Origin of the sequence: Bradyrhizobium sp. SK17, assembly GCF_002831585.1 — a bacterium.
Classification (GTDB): Bacteria; Pseudomonadota; Alphaproteobacteria; order Rhizobiales; family Xanthobacteraceae; genus Bradyrhizobium.
Genome location: NZ_CP025113.1, coordinates 653,267 through 672,158 on the forward strand (window position 1 = coordinate 653,267; position 18,892 = coordinate 672,158).

Consider the following 18,892-nt stretch of genomic DNA (forward strand, 5'->3'; position numbering starts at 1 on the left):
CCCGCGCATGCGGGTGATCCAGTATTCCCGAGGCGGTGCCGACGAGCAGACATGTGCAAACTCGCTCCTGTCGTGCTCCACGCGGCGAGGAACTTCTCCATCGGCGAGATGTTACAACTGCCTCAAATGGAGGAGAGACCATGAAGAAGCTGATTGCAGGATGTGCCATCGCGGCCGGGATGATGACGGCGGTGCATGCCGCGGAGACGATGTCGGCCGCACCTGCCGAAAGCTGGACCGTTACCAACTACTACAAGCAGTCGGTCTATGATCCGCAGCAGAACAAGATCGGCGACATCGACGATGTGCTGGTCGACAAGTCCGGCAAGGTCAATGGCCTGGTGATCGGCGTCGGCGGCTTTCTCGGCGCTGGCGAGAAGGATGTCATCGTTCCCTTCACCGCCGTGAAGACGGCGAAGAAGGACAACAAGTGGTGGCTCACCTTGAACGAGACCAAGGACGGCCTGAAGTCGGCGCCAGGCTTCAAGTACGACAAGGCAAGCACGACCTGGGTACCGGAAGGCAAGTAACGAAGCCGGTCACGTATCCAACAGAGCGGGGCCGTATCGATCGGCCCCGCTTCATTTTGGGTCCGGCGCGGTCGCGGCCCCGGAAACGGGAGCGGTTGGCTCGGATATGAGAGCAGAAATCAGAACGCCGTTTGGAACGAAGCGAAACAATGGGAGTCGACTCAGGCCTCCCGATCATAGCCCCCAAGCACATCGGGAGTGGCGACCCTTGGTGCCGTAAAACCTCCGGCGCCTTGGGTCGCTGGTTGGCCGATCGGCGTGACAATCCGCGCCAGAATCACGCCCCCGGCATTTCGGCTCACCGGTGCCGAGCGGCGCTGGCCTCATTGCGTTGGATGATCCGTCTCGAAAATGAAGACGACCTTGAACACCGGCCCCGCTTCGGTCCGCACCTCGATTGCGAAATCATGGATCGCGAAATCGTGCCGCTCTTCGAGGGTCGCCAAATCCCTGGCCAGTTCGCCGAGGCTGCGCGCTGCTTCTTTTTCGGCGGCCTTTTGATCGGCCAGCTCCAACCCCTCTTCATCCGGATAGAGCCCGGTGCCGTCCCTGATGTCGAAGTAGAAGCGTGCCATGCCCGCGCCTCGGCCGTTATCGGCGACAATGCTGAATAACGAAACGAGCAAGGAAGCCGTTCCTAGAGCCTTTCCCGTTCCGTTGGAATCGGAACGGGGGCTCCAGGTCCTTGTCTTGACGCGTTTTCTTCACGCCAACCGGTATCCACTTCGCTCGAAAGCGCTCTAAGCGAGCGAAGCGTCGGATGGCGTCCCGACGGCGTCGAGCTGCCGTCCCTCGTGATCCATATGCAGGTAATTCGGATTGAACAGGCCGGCGCGCATCAGCCGGTCGAGATTGGGGACGGCCAGGGTCCTGCCCTTGAGCACGATCAGGCCACCGGCACGCAACTCCTGCAAGGTCCGGTTGACGTGGACCTTGGACAGGCCGGTGGCATCGGCGAGATCGCCCTGGGTCAGCGGGAAGTCGCAGCTGTCGCCCTGGGTCAGGCCGGCGAGGCGAAGTCGAAGCCAGATCTCGCAAAGCAGATGAGCCATCCGCTCAAGCGCGGTGCGCTGGCCGAGGCTCATCGTCCATTCACGCTGAATCGCTGCATTGACCAGCGTCTCCCACCAGAACGCGGTGACGATCCGGGGATGCCCGGCCGCGACCTTGTCGAAGAACTCGCGCGAGAGGTCGGCGATCGACACCGCGGTGAGGGTGCCGATCGAATGATCCATTTCGCGCAGGATGAAGACGTTCACATCGCAGATATCGCCGGGCAGGAAGAACGACACCACCTGACGCCGGCCGTCCTCGAGCTGCTTGTAGCGATAGGCCCAACCGGACAGGATCAGATGGACGTCCTTGGGCTTCTCACCTTCGCGGACGATATCGACGCGCGGGCCGAAATGACGGACGCGCTCGGTCGACGCACGGTTGAGAATGGCGTGGTCTGCCGGCGATAGCCGTACGAACTGCTCCAATTTCCGGACTAGCGACGCCAACGACATTGGTCTCCCCGCGTGTTTAATCGGGTAACCGCCGGGGCATTTTCAATAACGTATGTTACATTGCACAGCTATTGCCGTGTGTTCACAAGTGTACAGACGCCGGAGGAACGCGACGGTAGCGTCCCCCAAGCGCCGTACGAATGTTGGCCCGAGGTGCCACCGAAACGCGGCACTTCCAGCGCGGCTACTCAAACCAGCGGCACACCGTAGTAGTCGTTCACCGCGCGGGTGGTGCCGATATCGGCCCAATTCCACTCGCGCTCGCTGCCGTACTTTGGCGCGCCACGCAGCTGGCTCTCGGTCACGCCGGTGACGTAGCCGCCGAGCCTCGTGTCGTATTTCAGGGATTGCCAAGGCAGCGGATAATGATCGTTACCGAGACCGAGAATGCCGCCGAAGCCGAGCACGGCATAGGACACCCGCCCGCTCGTCTTGTCGATCATCACGCGTTCGATCGAGCCGATTTTGCGTTCGTCGGATCCGTAGACCGCGGTGCCCTCGACCTTGTCGCTGCCGATCAGGTTTCCGAGCTCCTTCTCGTCCATCGCCATATCGAATCTCCATTGGTGTCCCGTGGCCAACGGACGAGCCGGAGCATCGTTCCTGCCGCGTTGCCGCAGCTCCTGCGCTGCGAAACACCGTTCAACCCGTCGGGGCATCGCCACGATCATCCGCCGTCATGCCCGAGCCCGGCGTCTTGCTCGCGTCGTTCAATTTCGGATCACGCGTCGCTTCGGGTGTCTTCGAATGGCGCGGATCGGTCTTGTGAGCGGCCTGCGCGCGCTCCTTGTCGGCCGGCTGCTCCTGACCCTTGTCGTCCTTCACGATGCCCTGGTTGGAATGCGCCATTGCTATCTCTCCCTCGCCGGTATCCCGGCCGATTTTCCCGAAAGTCATGCGGGCCCCGGCGATGAAATTCGCCGAGGCCCGTCACCGGAGTGGTCCACCGCCTTCGGGGAGCAAGGCTGCGGACGCAGGGTTTTACGCGCGGCGCGGCAGATCGTTCCTGCGACAATTTCAGATCAACCCGATGTCATGGGTTAACGACGCCCCCCGGCGAGCGTGCCAATGATTGCTGGTTCCAATGCGGAGGCGACATGATCAAGAAGAAACGCAACAGGTCGCGGCCTCCCGGATCGTTCGAGGACCGCCTGCAAAAATTCGCCGAGGATGCGCGCATTGCCGCACGCAAGCTGCCGCCGGGACGGGAACGCGAGACGCTGATGAAGAAGGCCAGACAGACCGAGACGGTGATGGAAGTCAGCGAATGGCTGACGCTCCGCAAATAGCCGCGAGCCACAAGGAGAGCTGCGATGATCGAGGAACGATTTGATTCACGTACGCTCGCCGCGATGAACTTCGCGCTCGATCGCGTTTGTGCCGATGCGCTTCATGGCGAGGAACATGCGACCCGCAAATACGTTGCCAAATACATCATCAAGTGCGCCAGAAGTGGGCGGACGACGCTGCCGGAACTGACCGAAGCTGGACAGCAGGCGTTGGCCAAGGTCGTCTCCGCGGCGGGATAACCAGCGCCACCTGCATTGCCGCAATCCGCATCGCTGCCGTTTGCTCTTGGCCTTCAGCGGAGGCAAACACGGATGCGTATTGCGATCAGCATCGGCCTGCTGGCCCTCCTGCTTGCCGTCGGGACCTACGCGTATGAGGGACTGACCGTCGACGCGCCGGCACCCACTTACGCCGTCATCGTGTTCACGATCGGAGCAGTGCTGCTCGCCGCGGTCGGCGTCGGCCTGATCGGCCTGCTGTTCTATTCCAGCCGCCGCGGCTACGACGAGCCGCCGCATATCGAGCGGTAGCGCAGCAGGGTTTGCTTCTGACCCTTCACCAATCTTGAAATCGCGTCATTGCGCGACGGACGCCAGCGCCCGTGCGCGAATCTCCGCGATCTTGCGCTTCAGCGCGGCCTGTCGCGGATCGGGCATGATGGCGGCGCGGGCCTCCGCAATGGCGCCGGCGAGATCGGAGAGCGCCAGCGCGCCGTCGAAGGTCGGCTTGGCGAGCCCGTCGATGATCGCATGCCAGTCCGCAAGGCCCTGGCGATAGGGGTCGCCGTAGCCGCGGATCATGGTCGCGGTCTGCACGATCGCAGCAGTGGCGCCGGGCTGCTTGGTGAGGCTGCGGTCGATCATGTGTAGCCAGCGCTCGACCCAGATGCGCTCCTTGGCATAGCGCACCGAGAACAGCCGCCAGCGCTTCAGGCCAGCCTCGATCCTGAGCCGGCGAACGCTGAAGCGGTTGTTGGCGCTGAAGCGGATCGAGACGCGGCGGCGGCGCCAGCCGAACTGATCGAGCACGCCGAGCACCGGGTCGGCGACCACCGCCGGCAGGGCATCGATCAATTCGTCGAGCCGCAGCTTCTTGACGTCGTCGGCGGAGCGCGCCGCAAGGCCGCCGGCCGCATTGACCGCGCCGAGCTTGAGCTGCGCGATGCGGATCGCGTCCTCATAGGCCATCCGTTCGGCCATCAGCCGCGCGATCTCGCCGAGCAGCGCATCGTCGACGCCGCGACGACCGACGAAGCGCTCGAGCCGGTCGATATAAAGCTGGGCGTAGCTCGTGCTCTGATAGGCGATCAGGAGATGGATGGCATCGGTGACCGCCGGCCCGAGATGGTCCGGACAGGCCTCGGGCAGCACCGGCGGGCCCTCGTCCTCATCGCCGATGATGTCGGCAAAGAGGTAGCGGAGCGAAGCCAGCAGGCTGTCGTCGTCCGGCACGGCAGCGCCTCCAGGACTCGTCACGGCGGGCTCATGCAGGTTTTGGCTCCGCGACCTGGGGTGTGGTGTGCTGCGCGAGGCGCTGCTCGAGCGTCGAGATGTTCTGGAACAGGCGCGCGGAGGCCAGCCGCAGGAAGTAGAAGCCGAACGCCGGGTTCTGGACATAGAGCTGCTCGACCTGATCGTAGGTCACCGACAGCACCATGCCGGCCTCGACGCATTCCAGCGTCTGGGTTCGCGTGTTCGACGGCGACAGCATGCCGAATTCGCCGACGATGGCGCCGACCGGCAGCTCGATGCCCGACTCGACCAGGCGGAAGCGGCCGCTCGTGATGTAGAACATGCTGTCGGCCTTCTCGTCCTTGTAGAACAGCACTTCGCCGGCGGCGCATTTGCGCTCGGTCGTGAACGGCCGCAGCCAGTCCATCGACAGGTCGCTGCTGACCGACTTCTTCACGTTGCGGACCAGCTGCAACATCTGATGCAGGCGGTAGGTGTTCATCGGCAGCAGCACGGAATGCAGGATCAGCGTCGCGTAATTGTGGGTCGGGATCGCGGTCGCGATCAGGATGATGTTGGTCAGGATGGCAAAGACGCGCAACGGGATCATGGTCCGCATCGACAGCGTGGCGACCACGAAGATCGATGCGAAGAGACTGCCGGCGGCGCCGGCGTGCTGCGCGAGATGTGAGGTATCCATCGGAAACCAGCCAATGCTCAAGAAGTGAATAAGATCGTCTTATTAGTCGCTTCATTCCGGCCAAGGTCGCATCGGGCGGCCAGCATCCCTGATATACGGGGAAAACGCGACGATTTGTCCGATTTCTCACATCCGCGAAGGCAAAATCGGGGCAGGATGGCCGCGCCATTCGTCCAATGGACGGGCGGTCCCATCCTGCTGATTCCCCCGCTGCCTGCGCGTTGACGGCCTCATCCGGGACGGGCACGTTGTGGCACAGGCTTTGGCAAGGCCTCAACCCTGGCAGTTGATCGACAGGCAAACCTCGTTCCGATGTCCAAGCGGCTCGTCTTCCCGGCTTTGACGCGCTTCGTCTCCGCCACTGCCGGCCGCAACATGACCACGGCGGCCTATGTCGCGGTCGCGGCCGGCGTCGCCATGATGACGCTGCTGACGGTGGCGCCGGCCTATGACGCGGCCCCGAACTGGGTCGATGCGCTGCTGTGGGCCTGCCTGGCCTATTTCGTATTCGAATGGCTGGTGCGGCTGCGCCATATGCGCCAGCAGGGCAAACTGTGGTTCTACCAGCTGTCCAGCGCCGGCGTGGTCGATGCGATCGGTGCGCTGGCGGTGCCGCTGGCGCTGCTCGCCGGCGTCGAGCCGAAAACCGCGTGGCTGCTCGGCGTGCTCTGGGTGCTCAAGGTGGTGCCGGGCATTCCCGGCCTGCGACAGCTCCGACGCGTGCTGGTGGTGGAGTCCGGGCCGCTGCTCAGCGTGCTCGTGATCTTCCTGATGGTGGTGTTCCTGGCCTCGGTCGCGGAGTATTTCCTGGAGCGGGACGTGCAGCCGCAAACCTTCGGCAGCGTGCCGGCGGCGCTGTGGTGGGCGGTGGTGACGCTGACCACGACCGGCTATGGCGACGTGGTGCCGATCACCCCGCTTGGCCGCATCGTCGCCGCCATGGTGATGATCTCCGGGCTCGGCGTGTTCGGGCTGTGGACCGGTATCCTGGCGACCGGCTTTGCCGCGGAAACCCGCCGCGACAATTTTCTGAAAACCTGGGAGACCGTCAGCAAGGTGCCATTCTTCGCGCATCTCGGCCCGGCCGCGATCGCCGACGTCACCCAGGTGCTGCGGACCATGGACCTGCCGCCACGCACCATGATCATCCGCAAGGACACCAATGGCGACTGCATGTATTTCGTCGCCGCCGGCGAGGTCGAGGTCGACCTGCCCGGGCGCAAGGTCAAGCTCGGCGAAGGTGCGTTCTTCGGCGAGATGGCGCTGCTCGGCAACGCCAAGCGCGGCGCCAGCGTCTCGACCAGCAAGGTGACGCGGCTGTTGGTGCTTGACCTGGTCGATTTCCGCCTGTTGATGGCAAGGCACCCCGATCTCGCCGAGACCATCGACGCCGAGGCGAAGCGGCGCGAACGTGAGAATCAATGATGGAGACCAAGATGGCTGACGCGGCCGACACCGCCAGCGGACCCGTGCTCGAGATCGCGGGCGCGCGCGCCACGATCCGTCTCAACCGGCCGAAGCACCTCAACCGATTGCAGGCCGAGGATCTCGGCGCGCTGGTCACGCTGTTCGACCGGATCGAGGCCGATCCCGCGATCCGCGTGCTGGTGCTGACCGGGACCGGCCGCGCCTTCTCGGCGGGCTACGACCTCAACTCGGTGGCCGAGCGCGCCGCGAGCGCGAACGAGCAGCAGAGCGCGGGCTCGGCGTTCGAGGTCGTGGTCAACCGTCTCGAGGATTTGAGCGTGCCGACGATCTGCCGGCTCAATGGCGGGGTCTATGGCGGCTCCACCGACCTCGCGCTCGCCTGCGACTTCCGCATCGGCGTCGATACCGCTGAAATGTTCATGCCGGCGGCGCGGCTCGGGCTGCATTACTACACCAGCGGCATCAAGCGCTATGTCACGCGGCTCGGCGTCGACAACGCCAAGATGCTGTTCCTGACCGCGCAGAAGATATCGGCGCCGGAAATGCTGCGGATCGGTTACCTCACCGCGATGGTGCCGCTCGATGTGCTCGACGAGGAGGTCGACCGGCTGGCGACGATCCTGGCCGGCAACGCGCCGAAGGCGATGGCCGGCATGAAACGCGCCGTCAACGAATTCGCCCGCGGCGCGCTCGACGAAGCCGCCGCCGACCAGCGCCACCGCGACAGCATGCGCGGCGACGAGATCAAGGAAGGCATCAAGGCGTTTGCCGAGAAAAGGGCGCCGAGGTTTTAGTTCGGCCTCCCATACTATCAGCACCGTCACCCCGAGGAGCGCGCTCTTGCGCGGGTCTCGAAGGGTCGATAGCTCGGCTGGTGGCCATGCACCTTTCGAGGCTCGCCCTCCAGCGGAGGATGAGAAGAACGCCTCAGCCTCGCTTGCTCCGCATCGCGCGTGTCTGCGCGACCTCGGGATCGCCGGCGAGCGCCTGGTAGCGCTTGCTGTCGACGGCGTAGATCGCGATGCGGCCATCGGCGTCGGCATGCACGCCCCAACCGAAACGCTTGCCGAGCGGCGAGGCGCGCATGCAGGCCTGGCCGCGCGAGAAGAAGGTCTCGCGTGCCGCTTTGCGTTCCTTCTTCGTGGCCTTTGGATCAAGCGCGCGGCCGGCCGACGACGTCGCGAACACCACGTCGTCGGAGGTGTGTCTATAGGGCGCGCCGGACAGCATCCGGTATTGCAGCACGGCGACCGTCGGCTGGCCGCCGCGCAGCTGCGGCTCCTCGCCGTGCTGCGCCGGGCAATCCTCCGCGACGCGGATCAGCGTGTTGAAGCAATTGGTGCTGTGCTGGACTTTCGCCATCGCCACGATCCGTATCACATTCCGGCGGCCACAGCATGCTGCGCCGCCATCTCGTCGTCAGCCTTCGATATCAGCTGGAACGCCGGCCGCGCGGCGATGCGTTCGGCATAGCGGACGAAGACGTCCCGTTTCGGCACGATGCCGAACATCATGGTCCAGTTGAACGCCATGCCCCAGAGGATGTCGGCTGCCGTGATCTGTTCGCCGAGCAGGTACGGTCCCTTCGCGAGCTGCGATTCCAACGCACCCAGCATGGTATCGTAATCGGCATAGGGCGACTGCGTGGTCGGCGCCGGCGTGCGCTTCATGAAATGGTCGATCACCGCCGGCTCGAACGACGAGCCGTAATAGGCGATCCAGCGCAGATAGGGGCCGCGGCGCGGGTCGTGCAGCGCCGGCGTCAGGCCTGCTTGCGGAAACAGATCGGCGAGATAGATGAAGATCGCGACCTGCTCGGTCACCAGCGCATCGCCATGGCGGATCGCCGGCACCTTGCCCAGCGGATTGACGGCGAGATAGGCGTCGTTGCGCTGCTCGCCCGCCTTCATGTTGAGGACGTGCAGATCGTAGGGCGCGCCGAGCTCCTCCAGCAGCACGCGGGCGCCGGTGGCGCGGGTCTGCGGCGAGTAAAACAGCGTGACACCGTCGGTAGTGGTCATGGGCGGATCTCCTTGCGCCATCGGGGGCGTGAACTCCTTATGCCCGCCTATACCTGACATCCTGTGTCAGGTATGATTTTCGCCATGCGCGCGAGCCGGCTGTTTTCCATCCTCACCACCCTGCAGGCCAAGGGGCAGGTCACCGCGCCTGAACTGGCGGAAGCCTGCGAGGTCTCGGTGCGCACCATCTATCGCGACATCGATGCGCTCGCCGCCGCCGGCGTCCCTGTCTATGCCGATCGCGGCGCCGAGGGCGGCTACCGCCTGCTCGACGGCTATCGCGTCCGGCTCAACGGGTTGTCGCAGGGCGAGGCCGAGGCGCTGTTCATGGCCGGCCTGCCCGGACCTGCCGCCGCGCTCGGCCTCGACGCGGCGATGGCGGCGGCGCAGACCAAGCTGATGGCGGCGCTGCCGGAGAATCTGCGCCCCAATGCGCGGGGCATGCAGCAGCGCTTCCATCTCGACGCGCCCGGCTGGTTCGGCGAGACCGAGGAGCCGACGCATCTGCGCGCCATCGCCGGCGCGGTGCTGCGCGAGAACCTGATCGAGATTCGCTACCAGAGCTGGAAGTCCGAGAGACGGCGGCGCCTCGCGCCACTCGGCCTCGTGCTGAAGGGCGGCAGCTGGTACGTTGCAGGCTTGGTCGACGACACCGTGCGCACCTATCGCGTCGCGCGCGTGCTGGATTGCATAGTCCTGGAGATGCCGTTCGCGCGGCCGGCGGATTTCGACCTCGCCGCCTACTGGCACACGTCGATCGAGCGGCTCGAGGCCGAGCTGCATCCGAACCAGGCCACGGTGCGGCTGTCGCCGCTCGGGCTGAAGTTGTTCGATGCGCTGGCGCATCCTTACGTGAAAGCCCGGATCCGGCTTGCCGATGGCACCGATGCCGACGGCTGGCGCGCCGCCACCATCCCGGTCGGCAAGACGGTATGGCATGCGGCAAGCGAACTGCTGCGGCTCGGCGCCGAGGTCGAGGTGATCGCACCCGACGGGCTGCGCGAGAAGATGGCCGAACTGACCGGCGCGATGGCCGCGCGCTATGCCGATGCGCCGCCGCGCCGCGTGGCGGGACGTAAGGGCTAGTAGCGGCTGTCGGAGCTGATGACAAAGCGGTCGAGGAAATTGACCGGCAGGATCTCGAACTTGTCGAGCGTCAGCGTAATTCCGGTGACGAAGTCGACGCCCTTGATCGCCCCCTGAAGATCAATCCGCCGGCCGCGGCGCAGACCGCGCGTTTCCGGATGCTGCTCGATGTCGATATAGGCATAGATCGGATTGTCGAGCCGCGAATGGCGGTGCCATCCGCGCTGCAGGAAACTGAATTGCAGCACCGACCCCGCGCCCCAGTCGATCGCATCGAAGAAGCGGGTCTTCCAGGCGACACCCTGTCCCAGACAATGCGCGGCGACGAACGCATCGCGCTCGAGCGCAGGCAGACGGTGCAGCTGCCAGCTGATCTCTGCCGGCGTCAGAGCGGCGCTGTTCGCCATTGTTCTTCTTGAGGTTTTTACTGTCGCGTCTTCTTATCCTCGGCGGGCACGCAAGTCCCGCCTTGAGGATATTATACATCCACGAATGTGACGGTGTCCGCCACAGTTGCGCGCGACGTGCGGTAGCTGTTCACCTTGTGGGCATTGTCGGCATAGCCGAACGAGATACCGCAGACGATCCGGCGGTCCTCGGCCAGGTTGAAATGGCGGCGGATCAGCCCGGAATGGCGGGCGAGCGCGGCCTGCGGGATGGTACCGAGCCCGAGCGCCTGCGCGGCCAGCATGAAGTTCGAGACATAACCGCCACAATCGATCGCGCCATAGATGCCGAGCGGCTCGTTGGTGTGAATCACGGCGACATGCGGCGCGCCGAAGAAATTGTAGTTCTCCAGCGCCTGCTTCCCATAGGCGGCCTTGTCGCCGCGCGCGATGCCGAGCGTGTTGTAGAGCTGGAAGCCGCTTTCACGACGGCGTTCCAGATAGACCCCGACATATTCGCGCGGCGGCGTGAAGTCGTGATCATCCTTGGCGCCCGATGCAGCCTCGGCGTAGATCGCCTTGCGGAAGCGCTCCTTGGCCTCGCCGCTCGCGATCAACACCTGCCAGGGCTGGCTGTTGCACCAGGACGCGGTGCGCTGCGCGACGCTGAGGATATGTTCGATGACCTCGCGCGGCACTTCCCGCGGCAGGAACGCGCGCACCGAGTAGCGCTCGTTGAGCAGCTCCTCGAGCGCGCCGATGCGGTCTTCTTGCTTTACTGCGGCGTCCATCGCGTCCTCGTTGTCGTAGGGTGGGTTAGCGAAGCGTAACCCACCTCTTCTCGCGCATCGGGTGAAAGGGTGGGTTACGCCTTCGGCTAACCCACCCTACGATCATCTGCCCTTGGTCGGGATCTTGTTGTAGGGCACGTCCTTGTCGACCCGGATGTCGCCGGGCAGGCCCAGCACGCGCTCGGCGATGATGTTGCGCAGGATCTCGTCGGTGCCGCCGGCGATGCGCATCGAGGGCGACGACAGCAGCATCTGCTGGAACTGGCCGTTGGCCTGCTCCTCATCGGTGCCGGTGAGGCTGCCGGCTGCGCCCTCGAGGTCCATCGCAAAGGTGGCGATGTCTTGCAGCATCAGGCCGGAGACGAGCTTGCCGATGGAGTTTTCCGGACCCGGCCGCTCGCCCTTCGACAGCGCGGAGATGGCGCGGTAGCTGGTGTATTTCAGCCCGCTCGCCTTAACCGCCCAGCTCGCAAGCTTGGAGCGCACCGCTGGATCGTCGATCGCAAGCCCGTCTTCCAGCATCAGGTTGGAGCAGAACTCGAACATCTCGGGCACGCCAGTCGCGAGCCGCGCGCCGATCGACATGCGCTCGTTCATCAGCGTGGTCAGCGACACGCTCCAGCCCTCACCGACCGCGCCAAGCCGCTGGCTGTCCGGGATCACGACGTCGGTGAAATAGACCTCGTTGAACTCCTGCATGCCATTGGCCTGCTTGATCGGCCGCACCTCGACGCCCGGGCTCTTCATGTCGAGGAAGAACATCGTGAGGCCCTTGTGCTTGGGCACATTCGGATCGGTGCGCGCGATCAACAGGCCGTAGTCGGAATAATGCGCGCCCGAAGTCCAGATTTTTTGGCCGTTGACGACCCAATTGTCGCCCTTCTTCTCGGCGCGGGTGCGCAGCCCCGCGACGTCGGAGCCGGCCGACGGCTCGGAGAACAGCTGGCACCAGATCTCCTCGCCCGCAGCCAGCTTCGGCAGATAGCGGCGCTTGGCGTCTTCACTACCCCAGGCCATCACGGTCGGGCCGCACATGCCCTCGCCGATCTGGAACGGCTGCGTCAGCTTGCCGTAAACGCCCTCTTCCTGCTGCCAGATCACGCGCTCGATCGGAGTGGCGCCGCGACCGCCATATTCCTTCGGCCAGTGCAGGCAGGCCCAGCCGCCCTCCGCCTTCTTCTTCTGCCAGGCCTTGCCGACCTCGACCATGTCGTGCTTGGCGAGCCGGATGCGGCCGAGCGACGACTTCGAAAGCTCCTCTTCGAACTCCTTCGGCGCGTTGGCGGCGATCCACTTGCGGGCGATGGCGCGGAACTCGGCTTCCTGCGGCGTGTCATCGAAATTCATGGCGAACCTCTCTCGTTGTTCCGGCGCCGTTACGCGCGGCCCTTGGTCGGGATCTTGTTGAAGGGAACGTCCTTGTCGACCCGGATATCGCCGGGCAGGCCCAGCACGCGTTCGGCGATGATGTTGCGCATGATCTCGTCGGTGCCGCCCTCGACACGGGTGCCCGGCGCACGCAGCAGCATCGCCTGGAATTTGCCGGCGGCCTCGGCATCTTCCGGCCCGTTCAGCGCGCCGGCGGCGCCTTGCAGGTCGAGCGCGTAGGACGCGACGTCCTGGATCATCGAACCGGCGACCAGCTTGCCGATCGAGTTCTCCGGTCCCGGACGCTCGCCGCGCGACAGCGCGGAGATCGCGCGCATGCTGGTGTACTTCAGCCCGCTCGCCTTCACCGCCCAGTTGGCGAGCTTGGAACGCACCGCGCGGTTCTCGATCGCCGGACCATCATCAAGCATCAGGCTGTTGCAGAAATCGAACAGCTCGGGGAAGCCGGTGGCGACACCGGCGCCGATCGACATGCGCTCGTTCATCAGCGTGGTCAGCGACACGTTCCAGCCGTCATTGACTTGGCCCAAGCGCTGCGAGTCCGGAATCCGCACGTCTGTGAAATAGACTTCGTTGAAATCAGACGCCCCGCTCGCCTGCTTGATCGGCCTGACCTCGACGCCCGGGCTCTTCATGTCCAGGAAGAACATGGTGAGACCCTTGTGCTTGGCGACCGTGGGATCGGTGCGGGTCAACAGGATGCCGTAGTCGGAATAATGCGCACCCGAGGTCCAGATCTTCTGGCCGTTGACGACCCATTCGTCGCCCTGCTTCTCGGCGCGGGTGCGCAGGCCGGCGACGTCGGAGCCGCCGGCGGGCTCCGAGAACAGCTGGCACCAGATCTTCTCGCCGGAGGCCAGCGGCGGCAGGTATTTGCGCTTCTGCTCCTCGCCGGCGAACGCCATCATGGTCGGCCCGCACATGCCGTGACCGATGATGAACATCGAGCTGAGACGGCCGAACGGGCCCTCCTCCTGCTGCCAGATCACGCGCTCGATCGGCGACGAGCCGCGGCCGCCATACTCCTTCGGCCAGTGCAGGCAGGCCCAGCCGGCATCGGCCTTCTTCTTCTGCCAGGCCTTGGCGACCTCGAGAATGTTGGCGCCCTTGAGCCCGACGCGGCCGAGCGAGGCCTTGCGCAGCTCGTCCTCATATTGCTTCGGCGCATTGGCTCCGATCCAGGCCTTCGCCTCGGCGCGGAATGCGGCCTCCTGCGGGGTGTCGTCGAAATTCATGATCTCTCATCCTTCGCCGGCGTCGTGGGATGGGTAGAGCGAAGCGAAACCCATCTCTTGGACCACCCGCGTCATGATGGGTTTCGCTACGCTCTACCCATCCTACAAAGCTACGATCCCGCTTACGCCGCGTTCTTCTTGCGCATGCGATCGATCAGCGCGTCTTCCCAATAGGACAGGCTGCCGAGACCGAGCGCCACCGCATTGGCGCGGCGATAGTACATGTGGCAGTCGAACTCCCAGGTGAAGCCCATGCCGCCATGGACCTGGATGTTGTTCTTGGCGCAGTGCTGGAACGCCTGCGTCGCGCTGATGCGCGCGGCGGCCGCGGCTTCCGGCAACTCGCCGGCATTGGTCGAGAGCGCCCAGGCGCCGTAGTAGCAGTTCGAGCGCGCCAGCGTCGCCGAGACATACATGTCGGCCAGCATGTGCTTGACCGCCTGGAACGAGCCGATCGGACGGCCGAACGCGATACGGTCGAGCGCGTAGTCGCGGCCCATTTCCAGCGCACGGTCGGCGCCGCCGACCTGCTCGAACGCCATCAGCACGGCGGCGCGATCCAGCACCTGGGCGATCACGCCCCAGCCCTCGCCGGCGGCGCCGAGCGGTTCGGCCTTGGCGTCCTTGAAGGTGATCTCGGCCTGACCACGGGTCAGATCGATATTGGTCAGCGACTTGATCTCGACGCCGCCTGCCTTGAGGTCGACGATGAACAACGAGATATCGGACTCGCGCCCGCTGGAGCCGGTGCGCGCCGCGACCACGGCGAAGTCGGCGATCGCGCCATCGGCGACCGGCTTCTTGACGCCGTTGAGCACGCCGCCATTGGCCGTGAGCTTGACCGCCTTCGGCGACGGATTGCCCTTGCCCTCGAACAGCGCCAGCGTGCCGATGGCATCGCCCGAGGCGATCTTCGGCAGCCACTTCTGCTTCTGCGCGTCGCTGCCTGCGATCAGCAGCGCTTCGGCGGCGAGATAGACCGTGGAAGAGAACGGTACCGGCGCCAGCGCGCGGCCCATTTCCTCGGCGATCACGCAAAGCTCCAGATGGCCGGCGCCCGCGCCGCCGAACTGTTCCGGGATCGCGACACCGAGGAAGCCCATCTCGGCGAGGCCCTTCCACAGCGCCTTGTCGTAGGGCGCCTTGCCGTCGAGCACCTCGCGCACGGCCTTCGGCGGGCATTGCTCGCTGAGGAATTTCCGCGCCTCGTCGCGCATCTGCTTCTGTTCGTCGGAGAAATCGAAGTTCATGGCGTTTACCCGCGTTGCTGTTGTTATTTGGCTTCGTAGGATGGGTGGAGCGAAGCGATACCCATCGGTTGTCTGGTGAAAGATGATGGGTTTCGCTGCGCTCTACCCATCCTACATTCTCAGCACAGCACGATCACCTCGCCGCAGGGCTGCGCGGCATAGAGCTTGTCGACCAGCTCCGCCCGGCGTTCGAGGCCGGCGCGCTGGTTGATGTAGCCCTTGTCGGTGAGCTCGTTGCCGTCGATCGATGGCGGCTCGACCATCAGCATCGCGCGCGCGATCCGCATGCTGCTGCCGGTGGTGGAGGCGTTGTGGGCCTGCAAGCCCTTTTCGAGGCAGGCGATCACGGCCGGGTGCCGGATCACCTCCTCATAGCTCGCATCCGCATTGCCGACGAGTTGGCGGCAGGCATGCAGGTTCGGCCAGCACAGCAGGCCAATGAACTCGCGGTCCTGCCCCGCAACCAGCGCGTCATGCACGACCGGCGTCGCGGCCGATATCGCATCGGTGCGCAGCGAGCCGACATGGACGAAGGTGCCGGTGGTCAGCTTGAAGTCCTCGACCACACGGCCGGCGAAGATGATGCCTTGCAGCGGGTCCTGGGGATCGACGAACACGCCGGCATCGCCAATGCAGTAGAAGCCTTCCTCGTCGAACATCTTCGCGGTGAGGTCCGCCTGGCCGAAATAGCCCGGCGTGACGTTGACGCCGCGCAGCCGCAATTCGTATTTCGAGCCGCACGGCACCATCTTGAGCTCGACGCCAGGGAACGGCAGGCCGATCAGGCCGACGCGCTCGGTGTCCCAGTAGGTGCCGGTCGAGGTCGGCGCGGTCTCGGTCGAGCCCCAGCCGGTGTAGAACACGATGCGCTCGCCTGATGTCTTCACCGCCAGCGCCTGCATGCGGTCGTAGAGATCATTAGGCAACCGCGCGCCGCCATAGGCCATGATCGAGAGGTTCTTGAAGAAGCTCGCGCACAGCGCCGCATCCTTCTCCATTGCGGCCGCGAGCGCGGCATAGCCGGCCGGTACGTTGGCGTAGTAGGTCGGCGACACCTCGCGCAGGTTCCTGATGGTCTCCTCGAAAAGGCCCGGCATCGGCCGGCCGTCGTCGATATAGAGCGTGCCGCCATCGACCAGGACCGGATTGAACGCGGCGTTGCCGCCCATGGTGTGATTCCACGGCATCCAGTCGAGCACGGTCGGGATCGGTCCAGCCGTTTCGCGCGGACGCACCTGCATCATCATCGCCGCGTTGGCGCACATCATCTGCTGGGTGTTGATGACGGCCTTGGGCATGCCGGTCGAGCCCGAGGTGAACAGCAGCTTGCCGGTGGTGTCGGGCGTGATCTTGGCAATGGACCGATCGACCGCGGATGTCACCGGCGTCGCCGCGAGATCGGCAAAGGCCGTGCTCTTGATGCCCTCGCAGGGTCGCAGCACGTGAATGACGGTGATGCCGGTGAGATCAAGCGCTTTCAGCGCCTTCTCGAAGGCAGGTCCGTCCTGCACCATCACGACGGCAGGCTTGATCAGGTTGAAGAGATATTTGAGCTTGAGATGATCCTGGCTCATCAGCGAATAGGCCGGCGATACCGGCGCGGCCGGTAGCCGCGCCTGCATCGCGGCCTGCGTCATCAGCGCGTGTTCGATCGAGTTGCCCGAGAGGATCGCGACGGGCCGGCCCTCGCCGACACCGAGATTGAGCAGGCCTTGGGTCAGCGCATCGACGGTGCGCTTGGCTTCACCGTAGGAGACCTTGCGCCACTGCCGGTCGGGGCCGCCGCGCTGGGCGAGCCAGATGCGCTCGGGCGCCTGTGCCGCCCATTTGGCGAGATACGCCGGGATGTGCGTTTCGTAGGCTTGGAGTGGAATCCGCGACTTCAAGACGACAGTGCCGTCGTCGCGCCGTTCGACCGCGATGTCACGCGCGAGCCAATCCACCTTGCGGAAGGCGGGTTTCGTCAGCATCGCCGCGTCTCCATCCATTTTGCGTCTCCCGGAATTCTTGTCCTTTTGAGGATCTGTTCTCAGCGCCTGATATAGACAGGCTTTCGTTTCTCAAGGAAGGCCCTGATGCCTTCCTGGAAATCTTCCGACCGGCTGCACAGCACCTGATTGCGATCCTCCATCGCAATCACGGCCTCGATCGAGCCGGCGTCGACGCTCATGTTGATGCATTCCTTCGAGAGGCGCAGGCCCACCGGCGAGGCCGTCATCATCGCATCGATGTAAGGATTGGCGGCGGTATCGAGATCGGCGACCTCGACGACTTCAGACACGAGACCGACGGCAAGCGCGCGATCGGCATTGATGAAGCGCCCGGTCAGGATCAGCTCTGACGCCACCGACACGCCGACGAGGCGCGGCAGGAAATAGCTGGTGCCGATGTCGCAGCCGCCGAGCCCGAGCTTGATGAAGGCGCAGTTCATCCGCGCGGTCTTCGCCGCGATGCGGATGTCGGCCGCGAGCGCCAGCGCGAAGCCGCCGCCGGCGGCCGCGCCTTGCACCAGCGCGATGATCGGCTGCGGAGCGCGCCGCATCAACATCACGATGTCGGCGATGCGACGCTGCGAGTCCAGGGATTCAGTGACGCCCGGCGGCTCGGTCTGCCCGCCGCGCCGCGCCATCGCGTGCTTGAGGTCGAGTCCGGCGCAGAAATTCGCGCCAGCGCCCTTCAGCACCACGACCCGGGTGTCGCGATTGCGCTGCAAGCCCTGGAAATAGGTGTTGAGCGCGTCGATCAGCGAAGGGTCGAGCGCGTTGAGGCTGTCGGGGCGATTGAGCGTGACCCAATCGACTCCGTCGTGATGTTCGATCAGCAGCGGATTTGTCACGCGTCACACTCCTGCATCTGCAGATGCGGTGCGGGTTAATGCGCCCTCCCCCTTGCGGGAGAGGGCATGTGCGTGGTTGCCGCGTGTTCGCTTCAGAGAGGGGTGGCCGCGGCGAGAACCCCTCTCCCGGCAGCCTTCGCTGCCGCCCTCCCCCGCAAGGGGGGGGGTTGAGACAGGGCGCGCGCTAGCGCGGCGCCATGCGGATGGCGCCGTCGAGGCGGATGGTCTCGCCGTTGAGCATGGGGTTCTCAACGATGTGGACCGCGAGGTTGCCGTATTCCGAGGCGTCGCCGAGACGGGCCGGGTGCGGCACCTGGGCGCCGAGGCTCTTGCGCGCTTCTTCGTTGAGACCCATCAGCAGCGGCGTCAGGAACAGGCCGGGCGCGATGGTGTTGACGCGGATCTTCAGGCTCGCGAGGTCGCGCGCGGCCGGCAGCGTGAGGCCGACGACGCCGCCCTTCGAGGCGGCATAGGCGATCTGGCCGATCTGGCCTTCATAGGCCGCAACTGAAGCCGTGTTGATCACGACGCCGCGCTCCTCGCCGACCGTCTCGGCGGTGGCGAGGCGCTCGGCGAACAGGCGGAGCACGTTGAAGGTGCCGATCAGATTGACATTGATGATGCGGACGAATTTCGCCAGCGGGTACGTTCCGTCCTTGCCGATAATGCGCTGCGAGCCGCCGATGCCGGCGCAGTTCATCAGCACACGGGCAACGCCGTGCGCGGCTTCGGCCTTGGCGATCGCGGCCTTGATTGCTTCCTCGTCGGTGACGTCGGCGTGCAGGGCAACGCCCTTCACCTCGGCGGCGACCTTCTCGGCGTTTTCCTTGTTCTGGTCGATCACGCCGATCTTGGCGCCCTTGGCGGCCATGGCGCGCGCGGTCGCGGCGCCGAGGCCGGAGCCACCGCCGGTGATGAGAACGGCAACATCTTTCAACTGCATGGGAACAACCTTTCCTTGGGCGTTTTCTCGGGCGTTTCTTCTCTGGAC

At 65.0% G+C, this 18,892-nt stretch carries 23 protein-coding genes; 7 read left to right on the plus strand and 16 right to left on the minus strand.

Going from position 1 to position 18,892, the window contains the following annotated elements; translation table 11 throughout:
- The first annotated feature begins 140 nt into the window (after positions 1-140).
- Complete coding sequence (locus CWS35_RS03060; RefSeq protein WP_024581697.1) at positions 141-530, plus strand: PRC-barrel domain-containing protein; 390 nt, start codon at positions 141-143, stop codon at positions 528-530.
- Between the two features lie 323 nt (positions 531-853).
- Here CWS35_RS03060 and CWS35_RS03065 read toward each other — a convergent pair whose 3' ends face one another.
- From CWS35_RS03065 to CWS35_RS03080, 4 genes are all read right to left on the minus strand, one after another.
- Positions 854-1,105: a hypothetical protein gene (locus tag CWS35_RS03065; RefSeq protein ID WP_024581696.1), complete on the minus strand. Its 252-nt coding sequence runs from the start codon at positions 1,103-1,105 to the stop codon at positions 854-856.
- A gap of 165 nt (positions 1,106-1,270) precedes the next feature.
- Complete coding sequence (locus CWS35_RS03070) at positions 1,271-2,032, minus strand: Crp/Fnr family transcriptional regulator (protein WP_024581695.1); 762 nt, start codon at positions 2,030-2,032, stop codon at positions 1,271-1,273.
- A 194-nt stretch (positions 2,033-2,226) separates the two neighbouring features.
- Positions 2,227-2,589, minus strand: a complete 363-nt coding sequence (locus tag CWS35_RS03075; protein ID WP_100950704.1) for a PRC-barrel domain-containing protein — start codon at positions 2,587-2,589, stop codon at positions 2,227-2,229.
- A gap of 91 nt (positions 2,590-2,680) precedes the next feature.
- Complete coding sequence (locus tag CWS35_RS03080) at positions 2,681-2,887, minus strand: hypothetical protein (protein ID WP_024581693.1); 207 nt, start codon at positions 2,885-2,887, stop codon at positions 2,681-2,683.
- Between the two features lie 248 nt (positions 2,888-3,135).
- Here CWS35_RS03080 and CWS35_RS03085 point away from each other — a divergent pair, with 248 nt between their 5' ends.
- From CWS35_RS03085 to CWS35_RS03095, 3 genes are all read left to right on the plus strand, one after another.
- The gene (locus CWS35_RS03085; protein ID WP_029879187.1) at positions 3,136-3,327 is read left to right on the plus strand and encodes a hypothetical protein; all 192 of its coding nucleotides are present in this window, start codon (positions 3,136-3,138) and stop codon (positions 3,325-3,327) included.
- A gap of 24 nt (positions 3,328-3,351) precedes the next feature.
- Complete coding sequence (locus tag CWS35_RS03090) at positions 3,352-3,567, plus strand: hypothetical protein (protein WP_024581691.1); 216 nt, start codon at positions 3,352-3,354, stop codon at positions 3,565-3,567.
- A gap of 72 nt (positions 3,568-3,639) precedes the next feature.
- Positions 3,640-3,858: a hypothetical protein gene (locus tag CWS35_RS03095; RefSeq protein WP_100950706.1), complete on the plus strand. Its 219-nt coding sequence runs from the start codon at positions 3,640-3,642 to the stop codon at positions 3,856-3,858.
- A 45-nt stretch (positions 3,859-3,903) separates the two neighbouring features.
- Here CWS35_RS03095 and CWS35_RS03100 read toward each other — a convergent pair whose 3' ends face one another.
- Together CWS35_RS03100 and CWS35_RS03105 are read right to left on the minus strand one after the other, a co-directional pair.
- Positions 3,904-4,803 (minus strand): DUF6537 domain-containing protein, encoded by a 900-nt coding sequence (locus tag CWS35_RS03100; protein WP_371682832.1) that lies wholly within the window; start codon positions 4,801-4,803, stop codon positions 3,904-3,906.
- A gap of 7 nt (positions 4,804-4,810) precedes the next feature.
- Positions 4,811-5,479 carry a Crp/Fnr family transcriptional regulator gene (locus CWS35_RS03105; protein WP_024581688.1) on the minus strand — a complete coding sequence of 223 codons (669 nt, stop codon included), beginning with the start codon at positions 5,477-5,479 and terminating at the stop codon, positions 4,811-4,813.
- A gap of 312 nt (positions 5,480-5,791) precedes the next feature.
- Between CWS35_RS03105 and CWS35_RS03110 the strand changes: the two genes are divergently transcribed.
- Complete coding sequence (locus tag CWS35_RS03110; RefSeq protein WP_100950710.1) at positions 5,792-6,904, plus strand: cyclic nucleotide-gated ion channel; 1,113 nt, start codon at positions 5,792-5,794, stop codon at positions 6,902-6,904.
- Between the two features lie 11 nt (positions 6,905-6,915).
- Positions 6,916-7,701, plus strand: coding sequence for an enoyl-CoA hydratase/isomerase family protein (locus CWS35_RS03115; RefSeq protein WP_100955974.1), 786 nt, complete (start codon positions 6,916-6,918; stop codon positions 7,699-7,701).
- A 133-nt stretch (positions 7,702-7,834) separates the two neighbouring features.
- Here CWS35_RS03115 and CWS35_RS03120 read toward each other — a convergent pair whose 3' ends face one another.
- Together CWS35_RS03120 and CWS35_RS03125 are read right to left on the minus strand one after the other, a co-directional pair.
- Positions 7,835-8,269, minus strand: coding sequence for a DUF6157 family protein (locus CWS35_RS03120; protein ID WP_100950712.1), 435 nt, complete (start codon positions 8,267-8,269; stop codon positions 7,835-7,837).
- 14 nt (positions 8,270-8,283) lie between these two features.
- Complete coding sequence (locus tag CWS35_RS03125; RefSeq protein ID WP_100950714.1) at positions 8,284-8,928, minus strand: glutathione S-transferase family protein; 645 nt, start codon at positions 8,926-8,928, stop codon at positions 8,284-8,286.
- Between the two features lie 84 nt (positions 8,929-9,012).
- On the opposite strand from CWS35_RS03125, the gene CWS35_RS03130 reads away from it, so the two are divergent.
- Entirely contained in the window at positions 9,013-10,014 is a 1,002-nt protein-coding gene (locus tag CWS35_RS03130; protein ID WP_100955976.1) for a YafY family protein, read from the plus strand.
- Here CWS35_RS03130 and CWS35_RS03135 read toward each other — a convergent pair.
- The 8 genes from CWS35_RS03135 to CWS35_RS03170 form a co-directional block, all read right to left on the minus strand.
- On the minus strand, positions 10,011-10,421 hold the full coding sequence (locus tag CWS35_RS03135; RefSeq protein WP_100950716.1) for a hypothetical protein: 411 nt from the start codon (positions 10,419-10,421) through the stop codon (positions 10,011-10,013). The genes CWS35_RS03130 and CWS35_RS03135 overlap by 4 nt on opposite strands.
- A 71-nt stretch (positions 10,422-10,492) precedes the next feature.
- The gene (locus CWS35_RS03140; protein WP_100950718.1) at positions 10,493-11,191 is read right to left on the minus strand and encodes a nitroreductase; all 699 of its coding nucleotides are present in this window, start codon (positions 11,189-11,191) and stop codon (positions 10,493-10,495) included.
- A gap of 102 nt (positions 11,192-11,293) precedes the next feature.
- On the minus strand, positions 11,294-12,538 hold the full coding sequence (locus CWS35_RS03145) for an acyl-CoA dehydrogenase (RefSeq protein ID WP_100950720.1): 1,245 nt from the start codon (positions 12,536-12,538) through the stop codon (positions 11,294-11,296).
- A 29-nt stretch (positions 12,539-12,567) separates the two neighbouring features.
- Entirely contained in the window at positions 12,568-13,815 is a 1,248-nt protein-coding gene (locus CWS35_RS03150) for an acyl-CoA dehydrogenase (protein WP_100950722.1), read from the minus strand.
- A gap of 122 nt (positions 13,816-13,937) precedes the next feature.
- Positions 13,938-15,065, minus strand: coding sequence for an acyl-CoA dehydrogenase family protein (locus CWS35_RS03155; protein WP_024581678.1), 1,128 nt, complete (start codon positions 15,063-15,065; stop codon positions 13,938-13,940).
- A 119-nt stretch (positions 15,066-15,184) separates the two neighbouring features.
- Positions 15,185-17,053: an AMP-binding protein gene (locus tag CWS35_RS03160; protein ID WP_100950724.1), complete on the minus strand. Its 1,869-nt coding sequence runs from the start codon at positions 17,051-17,053 to the stop codon at positions 15,185-15,187.
- 41 nt (positions 17,054-17,094) lie between these two features.
- The gene (locus tag CWS35_RS03165) at positions 17,095-17,901 is read right to left on the minus strand and encodes an enoyl-CoA hydratase/isomerase family protein (RefSeq protein WP_100950727.1); all 807 of its coding nucleotides are present in this window, start codon (positions 17,899-17,901) and stop codon (positions 17,095-17,097) included.
- A 184-nt stretch (positions 17,902-18,085) separates the two neighbouring features.
- Positions 18,086-18,844, minus strand: coding sequence for an SDR family NAD(P)-dependent oxidoreductase (locus CWS35_RS03170; RefSeq protein WP_024581675.1), 759 nt, complete (start codon positions 18,842-18,844; stop codon positions 18,086-18,088).
- Between the last annotated feature and the right edge of the window lie 48 nt (positions 18,845-18,892).

What these genes read in the sequence shown, in the direction of transcription:
- CWS35_RS03060 (WP_024581697.1), top strand. Translation starts at nt 141, where the DNA reads ATGAAGAAGCTGATTGCAGGATGTGCCATCGCGGCCGGGATGATGACG.
- CWS35_RS03065 (WP_024581696.1), bottom strand. Translation starts at nt 1,105, where the DNA reads ATGGCACGCTTCTACTTCGACATCAGGGACGGCACCGGGCTCTATCCG.
- CWS35_RS03075 (WP_100950704.1), bottom strand. Translation starts at nt 2,589, where the DNA reads ATGGCGATGGACGAGAAGGAGCTCGGAAACCTGATCGGCAGCGACAAG.
- CWS35_RS03080 (WP_024581693.1), bottom strand. Translation starts at nt 2,887, where the DNA reads ATGGCGCATTCCAACCAGGGCATCGTGAAGGACGACAAGGGTCAGGAG.
- CWS35_RS03085 (WP_029879187.1), top strand. Translation starts at nt 3,136, where the DNA reads ATGATCAAGAAGAAACGCAACAGGTCGCGGCCTCCCGGATCGTTCGAG.
- CWS35_RS03090 (WP_024581691.1), top strand. Translation starts at nt 3,352, where the DNA reads ATGATCGAGGAACGATTTGATTCACGTACGCTCGCCGCGATGAACTTC.
- CWS35_RS03095 (WP_100950706.1), top strand. Translation starts at nt 3,640, where the DNA reads ATGCGTATTGCGATCAGCATCGGCCTGCTGGCCCTCCTGCTTGCCGTC.
- CWS35_RS03105 (WP_024581688.1), bottom strand. Translation starts at nt 5,479, where the DNA reads ATGGATACCTCACATCTCGCGCAGCACGCCGGCGCCGCCGGCAGTCTC.
- CWS35_RS03110 (WP_100950710.1), top strand. Translation starts at nt 5,792, where the DNA reads ATGTCCAAGCGGCTCGTCTTCCCGGCTTTGACGCGCTTCGTCTCCGCC.
- CWS35_RS03115 (WP_100955974.1), top strand. Translation starts at nt 6,916, where the DNA reads ATGGCTGACGCGGCCGACACCGCCAGCGGACCCGTGCTCGAGATCGCG.
- CWS35_RS03120 (WP_100950712.1), bottom strand. Translation starts at nt 8,269, where the DNA reads ATGGCGAAAGTCCAGCACAGCACCAATTGCTTCAACACGCTGATCCGC.
- CWS35_RS03125 (WP_100950714.1), bottom strand. Translation starts at nt 8,928, where the DNA reads ATGACCACTACCGACGGTGTCACGCTGTTTTACTCGCCGCAGACCCGC.
- CWS35_RS03130 (WP_100955976.1), top strand. Translation starts at nt 9,013, where the DNA reads ATGCGCGCGAGCCGGCTGTTTTCCATCCTCACCACCCTGCAGGCCAAG.
- CWS35_RS03135 (WP_100950716.1), bottom strand. Translation starts at nt 10,421, where the DNA reads ATGGCGAACAGCGCCGCTCTGACGCCGGCAGAGATCAGCTGGCAGCTG.
- CWS35_RS03140 (WP_100950718.1), bottom strand. Translation starts at nt 11,191, where the DNA reads ATGGACGCCGCAGTAAAGCAAGAAGACCGCATCGGCGCGCTCGAGGAG.
- CWS35_RS03145 (WP_100950720.1), bottom strand. Translation starts at nt 12,538, where the DNA reads ATGAATTTCGATGACACGCCGCAGGAAGCCGAGTTCCGCGCCATCGCC.
- CWS35_RS03150 (WP_100950722.1), bottom strand. Translation starts at nt 13,815, where the DNA reads ATGAATTTCGACGACACCCCGCAGGAGGCCGCATTCCGCGCCGAGGCG.
- CWS35_RS03155 (WP_024581678.1), bottom strand. Translation starts at nt 15,065, where the DNA reads ATGAACTTCGATTTCTCCGACGAACAGAAGCAGATGCGCGACGAGGCG.
- CWS35_RS03160 (WP_100950724.1), bottom strand. Translation starts at nt 17,053, where the DNA reads ATGGATGGAGACGCGGCGATGCTGACGAAACCCGCCTTCCGCAAGGTG.
- CWS35_RS03170 (WP_024581675.1), bottom strand. Translation starts at nt 18,844, where the DNA reads ATGCAGTTGAAAGATGTTGCCGTTCTCATCACCGGCGGTGGCTCCGGC.